Below are 16845 nucleotides of genomic sequence, written 5' to 3' on the forward strand. Positions count from 1 at the left end.
TCTCCCGAGTTCTAAAATTAACCTTACAATGGTCTGGATGCACAGCCACAACACGAAGGGAGCCGCAATGACGCAGCTCGACACCGTTGACGAAACGCGGACGGCGCCCGCGAAGCTGGGCCGCAAACGCGACCACACCCGCGACCCGGAGATCATGGCGGCCGCCCTCGATGTCCTGGCGGAGACCGGATACGAGCGGATGACCATGGACATGGTCGCCGCACGGGCCAAGGCGGGGAAGGCGACCGTCTACCGCAGGTGGGGGTCGAAGGCCGAGCTGGTCATCGAGGCCGTCGCCTGCATGAAGAAGGTCGACATCGACCCGGAGACCCTGCCGGACACCGGCACGCTGCGCGGCGACATGCTCGCGATGATCAAACCGCACAGCCTCGAAGACGCGGAGAAGAAGCTGCGCGTGATGGCCGGGCTGATCTCGATGCTCGCACAGGACCCCGATCTCGCGGAAGCGGTGAACGCCGCGATCGTCGAGCCCCGCGCATCCGTCAACAGGTTCTTCATGCGCAGGGCGATCGAGCGGGGCGAGATCGCGGCGGACTGCGACGTCGAAACGCTCTCGCTCGTGACGCCGTCGATGGCGTCGTACCGCACGCTCATCCTGCACAAGCCGGTGGACAGGGAGTTCCTCATCTCGCTGATCGACGGAGTGCTGCTGCCTGCGGTCGGGCTGGCCGAGCAGCAGGGGAGCGCTCGCTAGGCGTCGTGCTCGGCTAGCCGGGTCGAGGGCGGTCGGTTCCGGATGGGGACGTGGGGCCCACGGTGCTTGTGGGTCACGCCGGTTCCGTGAAGAGCGCACTCGCGTGTCCCCAGAACCCGGCCGCGGCCGCGGGGGATCTCTTGCGGGCGATACCTGCTCGTCGGCCCCGAACTGATCCGTGACAGGAGCAGCTTCACGCTTCCGGGGTCGGGATTCCGTATCTGACAGTGTCACGTTTGATATAATGGCGTGTCTATGGTGACCGGGATCAGTCCGTCATGCCGTGGGTTCGGGTTCGGGTTCGGGTTCGGGTTCGTCGGCGGGCGTGGCGGGAGCGGAGAGATGTGCGAGTAGTCGGACGAGTGGTGAGCGCTGCCCTGCTGGGCGTCGCGCTGATTGCAGGTCTGTCCTCTTGTTCGTTGATTGGAGATCGCCTAATGCCACCAGATCCTCCCGTTCGGGACCAGCAGCGCGCGTCCGCGCTCTATTTCCGTGACGAGTACCAACCGAACGTCGAAGAGGTCCGGTTCACCCAGGACGGCAGTCGTGGGGGACTCGGTGCGTCGTGGAGTGTGAACGCGATCGCAACAATCGAGGGCCGTGAGTACTACGTGATCATCAGCCCCGACCTCGGCCCCGCGTTCGTAGGCGGCACCGGTACGCCTCCTGAAGCGCCGACGCCTGCTCCGCATCTTCCTTTGACGGTGGTCTATAGCGATGGAACGTCGGAGGTGATCGAGTGACGACGGCCGAGCAGTACAGGGACCTTGCCAACGAGGTATACCGAGTGGATCGTTTGATCCGAGACCCTCCGCTGGCCGTCGGTGAGGAGTTCCGCGTCGGCAGCGGCGACCACACGCAGAAGTATCGGGTGATCGATACCGAGGATCATGCGGCGAATGGTTTTCAGGCGATGGCAGTTGTTCCCGTGGTGGGTGGAGTGCCGGACATGTCGCAGATTGTGGTGTCGTTTGCGGGCACGAATCCGGATCATCGAGCTGATGTTTTGGCGGATGTCGAGACGATTGTCGGGGGTGCGCAGGGTCCTATGTCGCAGGTGCTTGACGCGCAGTTCTTCGCCGATCGGGTGAGTGATTCGTATCCGGGATCGTCGGTGTCGACGGTGGGGCATTCGCTGGGTGGGTTCCTGGCGTTGCTGGTGGCGGCGGAGCGCGACTGGGGCGCGATGACGTTCAACGGGCCGGACCCATGGGAGTTTCTGTCTCCCACGGCGAAGAAGCGGTTGGAGGCCGACCAGAAAGCGGGCCGGTTGCGGGTGCGCAACTACGTGAACGAGTGGGATCTCATCGGCAACCTCTACGGCAACCGGACCGGCGCGGCCGTTTTCGTGTCCGACACGCGGGGCCGGTCGACGTTGAAGTATCACGACATCGGCGAGGATGGCGCGTTCAAGTTCAACCCGGATGGTTCGATCAAGCGTGCTGGGGCGACAGGCAAACAGTTCGAACACATTCTCGCGAACGTCGTCGATACGCTCCTTCCCGGCGCGTCGACAGTGGTGTCTCCCGCCCTGCTGATGCTGGCCGGGATCGCCCGCAGCCCGGTGGCGATGAGATCGTTGGCGAAGAACACGTCCGGGGCTCTCGTGGCGGTCAACACGGTTGCCGCTCTCGGCCTCGCGGCGAGTATCGGCGGCATGGTGAGCGCGCTGACCCAGATCACGCAGGCCAACGGTCGCATCATTCCCCGGATGGAGGCGGAATTGCTCGCGGCGAAGAACGCCGCCGCCCTCCTACCCACGATCACCGCGTACGACATCGAACGCTGCATCGACAAGCACCGCCTGCACGTCCACCAGAACGTCGACGTGGACGCCGTGAGCGAGGTCGACGAACGGGTCGACCGCCACATCGTGCGGGTCGCACAACTCAGCCACGGCATCACCCAAGCTGTGCGCCACACCATGGAACAGGATGCGCACTGGGCGATGACCTTCGGACTCGACCGGTAGACGAAGCGTCTCATCCCGGGGAACCACGGCAAGCGCGGCCCACTAAACTTGGGTCTCGTGTCTGAAACCTCCGAAATCTCCGAAGCCTCCGTCGAGGCGGCGGTCGCGTCGGCTCTCGCGGCGATCGACGCCGCGGCCGACTCGGCGGCTCTCAAGGTCGTGCGCGCAGAGCACACGGCCGAAGGATCGCCGCTCGCTCGCCTGAACGCCGCCATCCGCTCCGTCCCGAACGACCAGAAGGCCTCGGCCGGAAAGCTGGTCGGGCAGGCGAGAGGCACGGTCAACCAGGCATTCGCGGCCAAGGAGGCCGAGATCGAGCGCGCGGAGAACGAGGCCCGTCTGGCCGATGAGGCGCTCGACGTCACCGCTCTCCCGTCGCGCTGGACGCCGGGAGCCCGCCACCCGCTGTCGCTGCTGCAGGAGCGCATCGCCGACGTGTTCGTCGGCATGGGCTGGGAACTCGCGGAGGGCCCTGAGCTCGAGAGCGAGTGGTACAACTTCGACGCGCTCAACTTCGACGAGGACCACCCCGCGCGCGCCATGCAGGACACCTTCTTCGTCGAGCCGACGAACGCGCACCTCGTGATGCGCACGCACACCTCTCCCGTGCAGCTGCGCGCGCTTCTCGGAAACGACCTTCCGGTGTACCGCATCGCGCCAGGCCGCGTGTTCCGCACCGACGAGTTCGACGCGACGCACCTGCCCGTCTTCCACCAGACCGAGGGCATCGCCGTCGACAAGGGACTGACGATGGCGCACCTGCGCGGCACGCTCGACCACTTCGTCAAGACGCTGTTCGGCGACGAGGCGAAGGTGCGCCTGCGCCCCAACTACTTCCCGTTCACCGAGCCGAGCGCCGAGCTCGACCTCTGGCACCCCACCTTCAAGGGCGGAGCGCGCTGGATCGAGTGGGGCGGCTGCGGCATGGTCAACCCCAACGTGCTGCGCTCCGCGGGGATCGACCCTGAGGTGTACTCGGGCTTCGCGTTCGGGATGGGCGTCGAGCGGGCGCTGATGTTCCGCAACGACGTCAAAGACATGCGTGACATGGCCGAGGGCGATGTCCGGTTCTCTCAGCAGTTCGGAATGGTGGTCTGATGCGCGTCCCCCTGAGTTGGCTCGGCGAGTACGTCGACCTCGAGCCGGGAACAACGCCGGAAGAGGTCCACGCGGCCCTCGTCTCCGTCGGTCTCGAAGAGGAAGAGATCCATTCGTTCGAGATCTCCGGTCCCGTCGTGGTCGGCGAGGTGCTCGACTTCATCGAGGAGCCGCAGACCAACGGCAAGACCATCCGTTGGTGCCAGGTGCGGGTCGCGCCAGACGGTGAGAAGGCGGCGGACGGCGGGGACGCCGTGCACGGCATCGTCTGCGGCGCCCGCAACTTCTTCCCCGGCGACAAAGTGGTGGTGACTCTGCCTGGCTCCGTCCTGCCAGGCCCGTTCCCGATCGCCGCTCGCAAGACCTACGGCCACGTCTCGGACGGCATGATCGCCTCCGCCCGCGAGCTCGGGCTCGGCGACGAGCACGACGGCATCCTGCGCCTGGCCACGCTCGGGCTCGACCCGGAGGTCGGCGCCGACGCGATCTCCCTGCTCGGTCTCGACGACACCGCCGTCGAGGTCAACGTGACGCCCGACCGTGGATACGCGTTCTCGATCCGCGGCATCGCGCGCGAGTACTCGCACGCCACAGGAGCAGCGTTCCGCGACCCCGCCGACGCGGCCGGCGTCCTGCCCACCGGCGCGCACGCGCACGGGTTCAGCGTCGCCATCGACGACCGCGCCCCGATCCGCGGCCGCTCCGGCGCGACGGTGTTCGTGACCCGCGTCGTCCGCGACGTCGAAGGCTCGCGCCCGACGCCGGCGTGGATGATCGCCAGGCTCAAGCTCGCCGGCATCCGCTCCATCTCGCTCGTCGTCGACATCACCAACTACGTGATGCTCGAACTCGGCCAGCCCATCCACGGCTACGACCTCGACAAGCTGCGCGGCGGCATCGTCGTGCGCAGGGCGCACGCCGGCGAGACCCTGGTGACGCTGGACGACCAGACGCGCACGCTGGACGAGGAAGACCTCGTGATCACCGACGACTCAGGGCCGATCGGCCTCGCGGGCGTGATGGGCGGCGCATCCACTGAGATCGGCGCGGACACCAGCAACGTGCTGGTCGAGGCCGCCAACTTCGACCCGGTGTCGATCGCCCGCACGGCGCGCAGGCACAAGCTGCCGAGCGAGGCGTCCAAGCGCTTCGAGCGCGGCGTCGACCCGCGCGTCGCCGTCGCGGCGGCGGGCCGCGTCGTGCAGCTCCTCGAACAGCTCGCCGGCGGCCATGCCGACGAGCTCGGCTCTGTGCTCGACGCCGCGGAGGCGCCCGAGGCCATCCGCCTGCCAGGCACGTACATCGCCTCGCTCGTCGGCGTCGCGTTCACCGACGACGAGGTGCGCGGAGCGCTCGCCGAGATCGGCGGAGCCGTGTCGGAGGACGGAGCCGACCTGCTCGTGGTCCCTCCGACCTGGCGCCCCGACCTGCGCGACAAGTCCGACCTCGCGGAGGAGGTGGCGCGCATCGTCGGCTACGACCGCATCCCGTCGGTGCTGCCCGTCGCGCCTCCCGGCCGGGGGCTGACCCGCGAGCAGAAGCTGCGTCGCGCCGTGGTGCAGACGCTGGCCGACAACGGGGCGACGGAGATCCTCGCGTTCCCGTTCGTCAGCGAGAAGGCGAACGACCTGTTCGGTTCGCCCGTCGCCGGCGGCGTTCCGGCGGTCAAGCTGGCGAATGCCCTGGATGCGACGGCCCCGTACCTGCGCACCGCTCTGCTCCCCGGCCTGGTCGACGTTGCGAAGCGCAACCTCGCCCGCGGCCTGGTCGACCTGAGCATCTACGAGCTCGGCACGGTCTTCCGTCCGTCCGGCGACGCCATCGGCAGCGAGACGCTCCCGCTCGGGGCGGCACTTCCGTCCGATGAGGTCCTCGCAGGGCTCAACGCCGGCATCCCCGCCCAGCCGAGGCACCTCGCCGGTCTCGTGCTCGGCCACGCCGTGCTCAAGCAGCCCGGTCAGGATGCCATCGCGGCCGGTATCGCGGACGCACTCACCATGGTCGCGCAGACGGCAGCAGCGCTCGGCCTGGAGGTCGAGCCCGTGCAGAGCACGCACCAGGCGATGCACCCCGGTCGCACGGCTCAGCTCGTCGCCAGGGGCGCGGACGGCGTCGGCGTGCCTGTCGGCTACGCGGGCGAGCTGCTTCCCTCCCTGGCGGAAGAACTCGACCTGCCGCGCGTGGTGGCCGTGTTCGAGCTCGACCTGGATGCGCTGATCGCTGTCGCTCCCGCCGACATCGTCGCAGGCACGATCGCCGGATTCCCGGCCGCCACCCAGGACCTCTCGCTCGTCGTTCAGCAGGTGATCCCGGCCGGCGACGTGAAGCGAGCTGTGCAGGACGGCGCTGGGCCGCTGCTGGAGCACATCCGGCTGGTCGACGACTACCGCGGCCAGGGCATCCCGACCGGAAGCAAGAGCCTGACCTTCGCGCTGCGCTTCCGCGCAGAGGACCGCACGCTCACCGCAGCGGAGGCCACAGAGGCCAAGCTGGCCGGTGCCGCACGTGCGGGCGAGCTGTTCGGAGCCCACATCCGCGAGTGAAAAGCGGCGCGCTCCTCGTGCGAAAAGCGCGGTCCCACTCGTTGGGGCCGCGCTTTTTGCACGAATCGTGCGCCAGAGCGCCTGCCGGCGGGGACGGCGAGGAGGAAGGGCGTGCGGGCGATTGGTGGGGCGCGGGCGCGGGACGATAGGGTTGCCCCATGCTTTCAGTTCGGTGCAGTGAGGACACGCGCTCGGCTTCTGCCGCCCGCGCCATGCGCCGACGCCTCCGCGACCGCCGAATCTAGGCGGCGCTGGCGCGACCCTTGTGCGAGGGGACCGTGGGTGCCGCCTTCATCGAGGCCCCTGTCGTCCACTCAATAAGGTAGAAGCATGACTTTCCAGGTAGCCGTAGCCGGAGCATCCGGTTATGCGGGCGGAGAGCTCCTGCGGATTCTCGCCGGTCACCCCGACTTCGAGATCCGCACCGTCACGGCGCATCAGAACGCCGGACAGCCGCTCATCGCCCACCAGCCCCATCTCCGTTCCCTCAGCCACCTCACGCTCGTCGAGTCGACCGCGGAGAACCTCTCCGGTCACGACGTGGTGTTCCTCGCCCTCCCGCACGGCAAGTCCGGCGAGATCGCCGCCCAGCTCCCCGCCGACACGCTCGTCGTCGACTGCGGCGCGGACCATCGGCTCGAGAGCCCAGAGTCGTGGGCGGCGTTCTACGGCGGCGAGTACTTCGGCTCGTGGGCGTACGGCGTCCCCGAACTGCCGCTCGGCACTGCGCAGGACGGGTTCGGCAAGCAGCGGGATGCGCTGGCCGGGGCCACCAGGATCGCCGCCCCCGGCTGCAACGCCAGCGCCGTCTCGCTCGCCCTCGCGCCCGGCATCGCTGCCGGGCTGATCGAGGAGGAGGACATCGTCGCCGTCCTCGCAGTCGGCCCGTCCGGCGCTGGCAAGAGCCTCAAGCCGATGTACCTGGCGAGCGAGATCCTCGGCTCGGCCAACCCGTACGCGGTCGGTGGAACGCACAGGCACATCCCGGAGATCCAGCAGAACCTGCGGAAGGCCGGGGCCGCGCATCCCACGGTGTCGTTCACGCCGGTGCTCGTGCCGATGTCGCGGGGCATCCTGGCCACGTCGACCGCGCGCCTCAAGCCGGGAGTAACGGCCGAGCAGGTGCAGCAGGCGTGGGAGGCGGCGTACGCGGGCGAGACCTTCGTGCAGGTGCTTCCAGCGGGAACCGTTCCGCGCACCGCTGACGTGCTCGGCGCGAACACCGCGCTGATCGGCGTCGCAGTCGACCACGAGGCCGGTCGTGTCGTCACGGTCCTTGCTCTCGACAATCTCTACAAGGGGACGGCCGGAGCGGCCATCCAGTCGGCCAACATCGCCCTGGGTCTCGACGAGACCGCGGGCCTGACCGTGAACGGAGTGGCACCGTGAGCGTCACAGCAGCATCCGGATTCGCCGCAGCGGGAGTCGCCGCCGGCCTCAAGGCCAGCGGGAAGCGCGACGTCGCGCTCGTGCAGAACCTCGGCCCGCTCAACGCGGCGGCCACGGTGTTCACCACCAACAGGTGCCAGGCCAACCCTGTGATCTGGAGCAGGGAGGTCATCAAGGACGGCGTTGTCTCCGCGATCGTCCTCAACTCCGGTGGCGCCAACTGCTACACCGGCGCACAGGGCTTCCAGACCACGCACGCCACGGCCGAGGCCGTCGGCGAGCGGCTCGGCGTCTCGGCCGGAGACGTCCTCGTCTGCTCGACCGGCCTGATCGGCGACCAGCTCGACCTCGGCAAGCTCACCGCCGGGGTCGCAGCGGCCAGCGCAGCGCTCGCTGCGGATGCCGGCTCTGCAGACGCGGGGCTCGCCGCCGCTGAGGCCATCATGACAACCGACACCATCCCGAAGCAGGCGGAGCACCGCTCACCTGCAGGGTGGACGGTCGGCGGCATGGCGAAGGGAGCCGGGATGCTCGCGCCCGGCCTCGCCACGATGCTCGTCGTCATCACGACGGACGCCGTGCTCGACTCCGCCCAGCTGGATGCGGCGCTCAGGACGGCGACCCGCGTCACCTTCGACAGGCTCGACTCCGACGGCTGCATGTCGACGAACGACACGGTCGCGCTGCTCGGCTCCGGCGCGAGCGGCGTCGCAGCGGACGAGAGCGAGTTCGCGGCAGCACTCACCGAGGTGTGCCGCAGCCTGGCAGAGCAGTTGCAGGCCGACGCCGAGGGCGCATCCCACGACATCGCCATCGAGGTGGTCAACGCGGCCAGCGAGGACGACGCCGTGACGGTCGGACGGGCCGTCTCCCGCAGCAACCTGTTCAAGGCCGCGATCTTCGGCAACGACCCCAACTGGGGCCGTGTGCTCGCTGCGGTGGGCACGACCGATGCCGAGTTCGACCCGTACGGCATCGACGTGGCGATCAACGGCATCCAGATCTGCACGGCGGGGGAGCCTGACCAGCCGCGCGAGCTCGTCGACCTCACGCCGCGCGCCGTGCACATCCTGATCGACCTGCACGCAGGCGACCAGGCGGCGACGATCCTGACCAACGACCTCACGCACGACTACGTGCACGAGAACAGTGCGTACGCGAGCTGACATGAGCGACGAGACGACCGCACCAGACGCCGCAGAGACGGGCGCCGCAGAGACCGCAGAGCGGCGCGACGCCACCGCGAAAGCCGAGACCCTCATCGAGTCGCTTCCCTGGCTGAAGCGCTTCCACGATCAGATCATCGTCGTGAAGTTCGGCGGGAACGCGATGGTCAGCGAGGAGTTGCAGCACGCGTTCGCCGAGGACATGGTCTACCTGCGCTACGCGGGCATCCGCCCTGTCGTCGTGCACGGAGGAGGGCCGCAGATCTCCGCGATGCTCGACAGGCTCGGCATCGAGTCGGAGTTCCGCGGCGGCTACCGGGTGACGACGCCGGAGGCGATGGATGTGGTGCGCATGGTGCTCACCGGCCAGATCAACCGGGAGCTCGTCAGCAGCATCAACAAGCACGGGCCGCTCGCGGCTGGGATCTCCGGTGAGGACGCCGGGCTGTTCCAGGGGCGCAAGCGCGGCACGGTCGTCGACGGCGTCGAGGTCGACCTCGGACTCGTCGGCGACGTGATCGGCGTGAACCCCGAGGCGGTGCACGCCCAGCTCGACGCCGGGCGCATCCCTGTGGTGTCGTCGATCGCGCCGGACATCGACGATCCAGGGCACTCGCTCAACGTCAACGCGGATGCGGCTGCCGCAGCGCTCGCCGTCGCGCTCGGCGCCGCGAAGCTCGTCATCCTGACCGACGTCGCCGGCCTGTACAGCGACTGGCCGAACCGCGACTCGCTGCTGTCCAAGATCGACGCATCCGAGCTGCGTGCCCTGCTGCCGTCGCTCGAGTCCGGCATGATCCCGAAGATGTCCGCCTGCCTGGATGCCGTCGACGGCGGCGTCGCGAAGGCCGCGATCATCGACGGGCGCATCCCGCACTCGATCCTGCTCGAAGTCTTCACCCAATCGGGGATCGGAACGGAGGTGGTGCCATCGTGAGCACCAGCACGACCACGGACTGGACCGACCGGTTCGGCCACACCATGATGCGCACCCTCGCAACGCCCAAGCTGATGCTGGCGCGCGGGGACGGCTGCCGCGTCTGGGACGTCGACGGCAACGAGTACCTCGACTTCCTCGCGGGGATCGCCGTCAACTCGCTCGGCCACGCGCATCCCATGCTGGTGGATGCGGTCAGCCGCCAGATCGCGACCCTCGCGCACGTCTCCAACTACTTCGCGACCCCGCCGCAGCTCGAGCTCGCCGAGCGGCTCACCAGGATCACCGGCGCGGGCGACGCAGGCCGCGTGTACTTCTGCAACTCGGGAGCAGAGGCGAACGAAGCGGCGTTCAAGCTGGCGCGGCTGAACAGGTCGGGCGGGCACCGCACCCGCGTGCTCGCGCTGAACAACGCGTTCCACGGCCGCACGATGGGGTCGCTCGCGCTCACCGGCAAGCCGCCGATGCGCGAGGCGTTCGAGCCGCTTCCTGCCGGAGTCGAGCACATCGACACGACGATCGAGGCGCTGGAAGCCGCGATCGACGACAGGGTGGCCGCGCTCTTCATCGAGCCGATCAAGGGCGAGGCAGGGGTCATCGACCTGCCTGCCGGGTTCTTGAAGCGTGCAAGGGAGCTGACGGAGCAGCACGGCGTGCTGCTCGTCATCGACGAGATCCAGACCGGGGTCGGCCGCACGGGACGCTGGTTCGCGTACGAGCACGCCGGCATCCTCCCGGACGCCGTCACGGTCGCCAAGGGCATCGCGGGTGGCGTGCCGATCGGCGCCCTGGTCACGTTCGGCTGGGCCTCCGAGCTGTTCTCGCAGGGTCAGCACGGCTCGACCTTCGGCGGAAACCCGCTCGCGACAGCGGCGGGCAACGCCGTGCTCGGCGAGATCGAGCGCGCCGACCTGGTCGGCAACGCCGAGCGCCGAGGCGAGGAGCTGCGCGCGATCATCCGCGCATACGACTCCCCGCTGATCGGCGAGGTGCGCGGCCAGGGGCTGTTGATCGGCATCGGCCTGACGGAGGGGGATGCGCACCGCCTGTCGGATGCGGCACTCGCCAACGGCCTGATCATCAACGCCCCCAACGAGTCCAGCATCCGGCTGGCCCCTCCGCTGATCGTCGGCGACGAGGAGGTCGCAGAGTTCCGCGAGCGATTCGGCCGAGCCCTCGCTTCCATCCACACCACAGGAAAGAAATCATGACCAGGCACTTTCTGCGCGACGACGACATCACCCCCGCCGAGCAGGCCGAGATCCTCGAGCTCGCGGCCCAGCTCAAGAAGGACCGCTTCTCCGCCAAGCCGCTCGCCGGCCCGCAGACGGTCGCGGTGATCTTCGACAAGTCGTCGACCCGCACCCGCGTCTCGTTCGCCGTCGGCATCGCGGATCTCGGCGGCAGCCCGCTGATCATCTCGACCGCGAACAGCCAGCTCGGCGGCAAGGAGACCCCGTCGGACACGGCGCGGGTGCTGGAGCGCATGGTGTCTGCCATCGTCTGGCGCACATACGCCCAGTCCGGACTGGAGGAGATGGCGAAGGGCACCACCGTCCCCGTCGTCAACGCGCTCTCCGACGAATTCCACCCGTGCCAGATCCTGGCCGACCTGCTCACCATCCAGGAGAAGCGCGGCTCGCTCGCCGGGCTCACGCTCACCTTCTTCGGCGACGGCGCCAGCAACATGGGTCAGTCGTACGTGCTCGCCGGGGTGACGGCAGGGATGCACGTGCGCATCGCATCCCCGGCCGACTACGCACCGTCGGAAGCGGTGATCGCGGACGCGAACGCCATCGCGGCGCAGACCGGCGGCTCCGTCACGCTGTTCACCGACCCGCACGAGGCGGCAGCCGGCACCGATGTGATGATCACCGACACCTGGGTGTCGATGGGCAAAGAGGACGAGAAGGCGGAGCGCATCGCCGTCTTCGGCGGCTACCGCGTGGACGCCGCCCTCATGGCGCTCGCCGAGCCGGACGCCCTGTTCATGCACTGTCTTCCCGCCGACCGTGGTTACGAGGTCACGGCCGACGTCATCGACGGCCCTCAGTCGGTCATCTGGGACGAGGCGGAGAACCGCCTGCACGCCCAGAAGGCTCTGCTGGTCTGGCTGCTCGCGAAGAACGCCGCCTAGCGGCACTCCCTAGAATCTTTTACGAACCACAAGCTGAAGGAGAATCATGGCGGAACGTGTTGTTCTCGCGTACTCGGGCGGTCTCGACACCTCGGTCGGCATCGGCTGGTTGAAGGACGCGACCGGTAAAGAGGTCGTGGCCCTGGCGGTCGACGTCGGACAGGGCGGAGAGGACATGGAGGCCATCCGTCAGCGCGCGCTCGACTGCGGCGCCGCCGAGTCCGTCGTCGTGGATGCGAAGGACGAGTTCGCCGACGACTACATCATGCCGGCGCTCAAGGCCAATGCCCTCTACCAGAAGCGCTACCCCCTGGTCTCGGCGCTCAGCCGCCCGGTGATCGCCAAGCACCTCGCGCAGACCGCCAAGGCGCTCGGCGCGGACAGTGTGGCCCACGGATGCACGGGCAAGGGCAACGACCAGGTGCGGTTCGAGGCTGCGGTCGCCGCTCTCGCCCCCGAGCTCACCTCGCTGGCCCCGGTCCGCGACTTCGCCCTCACCCGCGACAAGGCCATCGTCTACGCAGCGGAGCACAACCTCCCCATCGAGCAGTCGAAGAAGTCGCCGTACTCGATCGACCAGAACGTCTGGGGTCGCGCCGTCGAGACCGGCTTCCTCGAAGACCCGTGGAACGCCCCCATCGAAGACCTGTACACGTACACGCAGGACCCGGCCGTGACGCGCGAGCCCACCGAGGTCGTCATCTCGTTCCGCGAGGGCATCCCCGTGGCGATCGACGGCAAGCCGGTCACCCCGCTCGAGGCCGTTCAGCTGATGAACACGGTCGCCGGCGGCCAGGGCGTCGGCCGCATCGACATCGTCGAGGACCGCCTGGTCGGCATCAAGAGCCGCGAGGTCTACGAGTCGCCGGCCGGCATCGCGCTGATCGCGGCCCACGAGGAGCTTGAGAACATGACCGTCGAGCGCGACGTCGCCCGCTACAAGCGCACCGTCGAGGCCAAGTGGTCGGAGCTCGTCTACGACGGCCTCTGGTTCTCCGGCCTGAAGCGCGCACTCGACGTGTTCATCGACGAGACCCAGAAGTATGTGAACGGCGACATCCGCCTGAAGCTGCACGCGGGCTCCGCGGTGGTCACCGGCCGTCGCAGCGACACCAGCCTGTACGACTTCAACCTGGCGACCTACGACACCGGCGACACGTTCGACCAGTCGCTCGCCAAGGGCTTCATCGAGCTGTGGTCGCTGCCGAGCAAGATCTCGGCCCGTCGCGACCAGGCGCAGTAGGGAGTACGGTGTCTGATCAGAACGATCAGCCGGCCGCAGGCAGTCGCGCCGGCGAGGCGGGCGCCCTCTGGGGCGGCCGGTTCGCCGGCGGGCCGTCGCCGGAGCTCGCCGCGCTGAGCAAGTCCACCCAGTTCGACTGGCAGCTCGCGGCGTACGACATCGCCGGTTCCCGAGCGCACGCCCGCGCCCTCGCGGCCGCAGGCTACCTCGCGCCGGACGAACTCGACGGGATGCTCGGGGCGCTCGACCTGCTCGACGCCGACGTCGCCTCCGGCGCGTTCGCGGCGCTCGAGACCGACGAGGACGTGCACTCCGCACTGGAGCGCGGCCTGATCGAGCGGGCGGGGACGGGGCTCGGCGGCAAGCTGCGCGCCGGTCGCAGTCGCAACGACCAGATCGCCACCCTGGTGCGGCTGTACCTGCGCGACCACGCCGGGGTCATCGCCGAGCGGCTGATCGCCCTGATCGACGCCATCGCGGCTCAGGCGGACGCGCATCCGACGGCCATCCTGCCTGGACGGACGCACCTGCAGCACGCGCAGCCCGTGCTGCTGGCGCACCATCTGCTCGCGCACTGCTGGCCGCTGGTGCGCGACCTGGAGCGCCTGGCCGACTGGGACAAGCGGGCGAACGTCTCCCCGTACGGCTCGGGAGCCCTCGCCGGTTCCACCCTGGGGCTCGACCCGCTGCTGGTCGCCCGCGACCTCGGATTCGCCGCCAGCTCGGAGAACTCGATCGACGGAACGGCGGCGCGGGACGTCGTCGCAGAGTTCGCGTTCGTCTGCGCCCAGATCGGCGTCGACCTGTCGCGGTTCGCGGAGGAGATCATCCTCTGGAACACGCGCGAGTTCGGCTTCGTCACGCTCGACGACTCGTACTCCACCGGCTCATCGATCATGCCGCAGAAGAAGAACCCGGACATCGCGGAGCTCACCCGCGGCAAGGCCGGGCGCCTGATCGGCAACCTGACTGGGCTGCTCACCACGCTGAAAGGCCTCCCGCTCGCGTACAACCGCGATCTGCAGGAGGACAAGGAGCCGGTCTTCGACTCCGTCACGACCCTCGAAGTCGTGCTGCCGGCGTTCACCGGCATGGTGGCGACGCTGCGCTTCCACACCGACAGGATGGCGGAGCTCGCGCCCCAGGGCTTCTCGCTCGCGACCGACGTCGCGGAGTGGCTGGTCAAGCGTCGCGTGCCGTTCCGCGACGCGCACGAGATCACGGGCAACCTGGTCAAGTTCGCGGAGGAGCGCGACCTGGAGCTGAGCGACGTCGACGACGAGGGTCTCGCATCCGTGTCGCCGCTGCTGACCCCGGAGGTGCGTGAGGTGCTGACCATCGACGGTTCTGTCGCCAGCCGGGACAACGTCGGAGGGACGGCCCCTGTGCGCGTCGCCGAGCAGCTCGCGGCGCTCACCGAGCGGGTGCGGGTGCTGACCTCGGCGTTCGTGGCGGCTAGAAGGGACCTCGCCTGATGAGCGGTTCCCGGCCGGACAAGAAGTCGCCGAAGTATCCGTGGATCATCCCGGCGATCGTGGTGGTGGCGAGCCTGGTGATCGTGATCGGGCTGATCGTCACGGTCGTCGTCGGCGGCCGGATCTTCTAGCGGAGCGGTCGGCGATGACGGACGACGACCGGGACGGACCGGCGGCCGGGCTCTTCCTGCCCAGCCGCGAGTTCTTCCTGGCGTCGTCCATCGACGTCGCCCCGCGCCTGCTCGGCGGCATCCTCCGGCACGAGTCGCCGGAGGGCGCCGTCTCGCTCCGCATCACCGAGGTCGAGGCGTACATCGGCGACGGCCTGGACCCCGGCTCGCACGCCTTCCGAGGCCGCACCAAGCGCAACGCGGTCATGTACGGGGAGCCAGGCCACCTCTACGCGTACTTCACCTACGGGATGCACGTCTGCGCCAACGTGGTCTGCTCGCCGCCAGGAGAGGCCTCCGCCGTGCTGCTGCGCGGTGCGGAGGTCGTCGAGGGCGAAGAGCTGGCGACGCTGCGCCGCTCCGGGCCCACCGGACGCGTCGTGCCGCGGCGCGACCTCGGCAGGGGACCGGCGCGCCTCGTCGTCGCCGCCGGCATCACCCTCGCCGACGACGGCGCCGACCTCTACGCTCCGCCGTTCTCGCTGCGGCTGCCGCGCATCCCGCTGCCGCACGAGACCGGCCGGCGTACCGGGGTCTCCGGCGCCGGCGGGGGAGCGGCGTTCCCGTGGCGGTACTGGCTGCCGGGGGAGAGCTCGGTGTCGCCGTACAAGCGGCACCCGAAGTCGCACGACTAGGGCGGAGGCTCCGCGCCGTCGATCGTCCAGCTAGCCTGCGGCGATCCGGAACAGGGCGGCGCAGACGCACGCCCAGACGAGGCTGGTCAGCGTGCCGATGATGAACCGCTCGCGCGCCTCTGCCGCGTCCAGCTCGGTGAAGCGGCCGACGCCCTTGATGGCGACGAGCACGGCGATCGCCTCCGGGAACCCGGCGATGATCGCGCCGGTGGTCGCGAAGCGCTCCAGGAAGCCGATCGTCGTGCCGCCGCGCAGCACCTCGCGGGTGCCGTCGTGGCCGTCGACGCGGTCGTGCACGACGATGCCGCCGTTGGCTCCTGCGACTGTGGCTCTGGAGGCCAGGGCGAGCACCACCTGCGATGCCGGCCCTCCTCCCGCGACGCTCAGAGCGATGGCGACGATGCCGATGAGCACCTGGAACACCAGGGGTGCGTGCTGGCCGGGCAGGATCACCAGCACGACGGCGATGGCGAGCAGCCCGGACGCGACGTAGACCAGGGGGCGGCGAGGCGACCGGAGGGTGGCGACCATGCAGCACAGGGACGCGATGGAGAGCAGGAGGGCGAACGACCAGGCCACGATCGGCCCGATCACTCCGAACAGCGAGTGGATGGGGATGGTGGTCACGCTCTCTCCGTTCGCGGCTCTGCAACTGCGTGCCCGTCTCCGTCATCGGCACGCGCCACCAGCCTAGTCAGAGCAGGCACGGCGGCCAGCTCGACACGGAGGTTCGCCGCGCGGGCCCTGTCGTTGGCGGACTGCGGTGTGATGCCGAGGCGCGCCCCTGCCTCCGCCTGGGTGAGGCCGGTCACGATCAGGTCGTAGAGCTCCCAGCCCGCCTCGGACCGGCCGGCGCGGATGGTGAGGAGGAGGTTCAGCAGCGCTTCCGCATCGGCGGCGGCCTGCGCGGAGTCCAGAGCCTCCGCTGCGAAGCGGGTGGGGGCGCGCTTGGCCCTGGTGACGGCCTCCCTGGCGGCGATGAACGCATCCCCTGCTGCCTCGCGGGTCTCCTTCGGCAGCGGGGTGCGCACGGCTCCGATGCCGAGGCCGACGCTCCACGCGTCGTGCCTGGTGAGCTCGAGCGCGAGGTCGACGGCGGCGTCGGGGTGCGCGGTGAGCGCCTGGACCTCGTCGCCGGCATTGCGGTCGACGGGGAGGGCGAGGCGGCCGGAGTATCGGCGGTTGAGGTCGTCGACGGTTTCGGCGACGATGTCTGGCCGACTTCTGCTGTCGACCTGATCTGCGGTGATGACGTACACGCGAGCGCTCCCTTCATCAGGTCTGAGGACCTGATTCGGATCATATCAGGTCTACAGGCCTGATTCCAGTGCGATCAGGGCTGTAGGCCTGATCTGCGGAGGCGCG

At 69.1% G+C, this 16845-nt stretch carries 16 protein-coding genes; 14 read left to right on the forward strand and 2 right to left on the reverse strand.

Annotated elements, in window-relative coordinates; genetic code table 11:
* The first annotated feature begins 37 nt into the window (after positions 1 to 37).
* The 14 genes from ASE16_RS04590 to ASE16_RS04650 all read left to right on the forward strand — a co-directional run bounded on the left by ASE16_RS04590 (position 38) and on the right by ASE16_RS04650 (position 15480).
* Positions 38 to 715 (forward strand): TetR/AcrR family transcriptional regulator, encoded by a 678-nt coding sequence (locus tag ASE16_RS04590; protein WP_235500354.1) that lies wholly within the window; start codon positions 38 to 40, stop codon positions 713 to 715.
* 365 nt (positions 716 to 1080) lie between these two features.
* The gene (locus ASE16_RS04595) at positions 1081 to 1458 is read left to right on the forward strand and encodes a hypothetical protein (protein ID WP_157480104.1); all 378 of its coding nucleotides are present in this window, start codon (positions 1081 to 1083) and stop codon (positions 1456 to 1458) included.
* Entirely contained in the window at positions 1455 to 2687 is a 1233-nt protein-coding gene (locus ASE16_RS04600) for a hypothetical protein (protein WP_055891098.1), read from the forward strand. Before ASE16_RS04595 ends, ASE16_RS04600 begins: the two co-directional genes overlap by 4 nt.
* 57 nt (positions 2688 to 2744) lie before the next feature.
* A complete protein-coding gene (gene pheS, locus ASE16_RS04605) occupies positions 2745 to 3785 on the forward strand; it encodes a phenylalanine--tRNA ligase subunit alpha (protein WP_055891102.1) in 1041 nt (346 codons plus the stop codon).
* Positions 3785 to 6328 (forward strand): phenylalanine--tRNA ligase subunit beta, encoded by a 2544-nt coding sequence (gene pheT, locus ASE16_RS04610; RefSeq protein ID WP_055891106.1) that lies wholly within the window; start codon positions 3785 to 3787, stop codon positions 6326 to 6328. The genes pheS and pheT overlap by 1 nt, the downstream gene beginning before the upstream one ends.
* Before the next feature lie 330 nt (positions 6329 to 6658).
* On the forward strand, positions 6659 to 7717 hold the full coding sequence (gene argC, locus ASE16_RS04615) for an N-acetyl-gamma-glutamyl-phosphate reductase (RefSeq protein WP_055891108.1): 1059 nt from the start codon (positions 6659 to 6661) through the stop codon (positions 7715 to 7717).
* Positions 7714 to 8883 (forward strand): bifunctional glutamate N-acetyltransferase/amino-acid acetyltransferase ArgJ, encoded by a 1170-nt coding sequence (gene argJ / locus ASE16_RS04620; RefSeq protein ID WP_055891115.1) that lies wholly within the window; start codon positions 7714 to 7716, stop codon positions 8881 to 8883. The genes argC and argJ overlap by 4 nt, the downstream gene beginning before the upstream one ends.
* Position 8884: 1 nt before the next feature.
* Entirely contained in the window at positions 8885 to 9820 is a 936-nt protein-coding gene (gene argB, locus ASE16_RS04625) for an acetylglutamate kinase (RefSeq protein ID WP_055891118.1), read from the forward strand.
* A complete protein-coding gene (locus ASE16_RS04630) occupies positions 9817 to 11031 on the forward strand; it encodes an acetylornithine transaminase (RefSeq protein WP_082581229.1) in 1215 nt (404 codons plus the stop codon). Before argB ends, ASE16_RS04630 begins: the two co-directional genes overlap by 4 nt.
* Positions 11028 to 11957, forward strand: a complete 930-nt coding sequence (argF, locus tag ASE16_RS04635) for an ornithine carbamoyltransferase (protein ID WP_055891123.1) — start codon at positions 11028 to 11030, stop codon at positions 11955 to 11957. The genes ASE16_RS04630 and argF overlap by 4 nt, the downstream gene beginning before the upstream one ends.
* 46 nt (positions 11958 to 12003) lie before the next feature.
* Positions 12004 to 13200 carry an argininosuccinate synthase gene (locus ASE16_RS04640; protein WP_055891126.1) on the forward strand — a complete coding sequence of 399 codons (1197 nt, stop codon included), beginning with the start codon at positions 12004 to 12006 and terminating at the stop codon, positions 13198 to 13200.
* A gap of 8 nt (positions 13201 to 13208) precedes the next feature.
* Positions 13209 to 14675 (forward strand): argininosuccinate lyase, encoded by a 1467-nt coding sequence (gene argH / locus ASE16_RS04645; protein ID WP_055891129.1) that lies wholly within the window; start codon positions 13209 to 13211, stop codon positions 14673 to 14675.
* Positions 14675 to 14806, forward strand: coding sequence for a hypothetical protein (locus ASE16_RS20245; RefSeq protein ID WP_268765781.1), 132 nt, complete (start codon positions 14675 to 14677; stop codon positions 14804 to 14806). The genes argH and ASE16_RS20245 overlap by 1 nt, the downstream gene beginning before the upstream one ends.
* Before the next feature lie 14 nt (positions 14807 to 14820).
* Entirely contained in the window at positions 14821 to 15480 is a 660-nt protein-coding gene (locus ASE16_RS04650) for a DNA-3-methyladenine glycosylase (RefSeq protein WP_055891131.1), read from the forward strand.
* 30 nt (positions 15481 to 15510) lie between these two features.
* Here ASE16_RS04650 and ASE16_RS04655 read toward each other — a convergent pair whose 3' ends face one another.
* Positions 15511 to 16107 carry a hypothetical protein gene (locus tag ASE16_RS04655; protein ID WP_235500355.1) on the reverse strand — a complete coding sequence of 199 codons (597 nt, stop codon included), beginning with the start codon at positions 16105 to 16107 and terminating at the stop codon, positions 15511 to 15513.
* Positions 16104 to 16739: a hypothetical protein gene (locus ASE16_RS04660; protein WP_055891133.1), complete on the reverse strand. Its 636-nt coding sequence runs from the start codon at positions 16737 to 16739 to the stop codon at positions 16104 to 16106. The genes ASE16_RS04655 and ASE16_RS04660 overlap by 4 nt, the downstream gene beginning before the upstream one ends.
* Positions 16740 to 16845 lie beyond the last annotated feature (106 nt).

This window comes from Leifsonia sp. Root227, assembly GCF_001428745.1.
Lineage (GTDB): Bacteria > Actinomycetota > Actinomycetes > Actinomycetales > Microbacteriaceae > Leifsonia.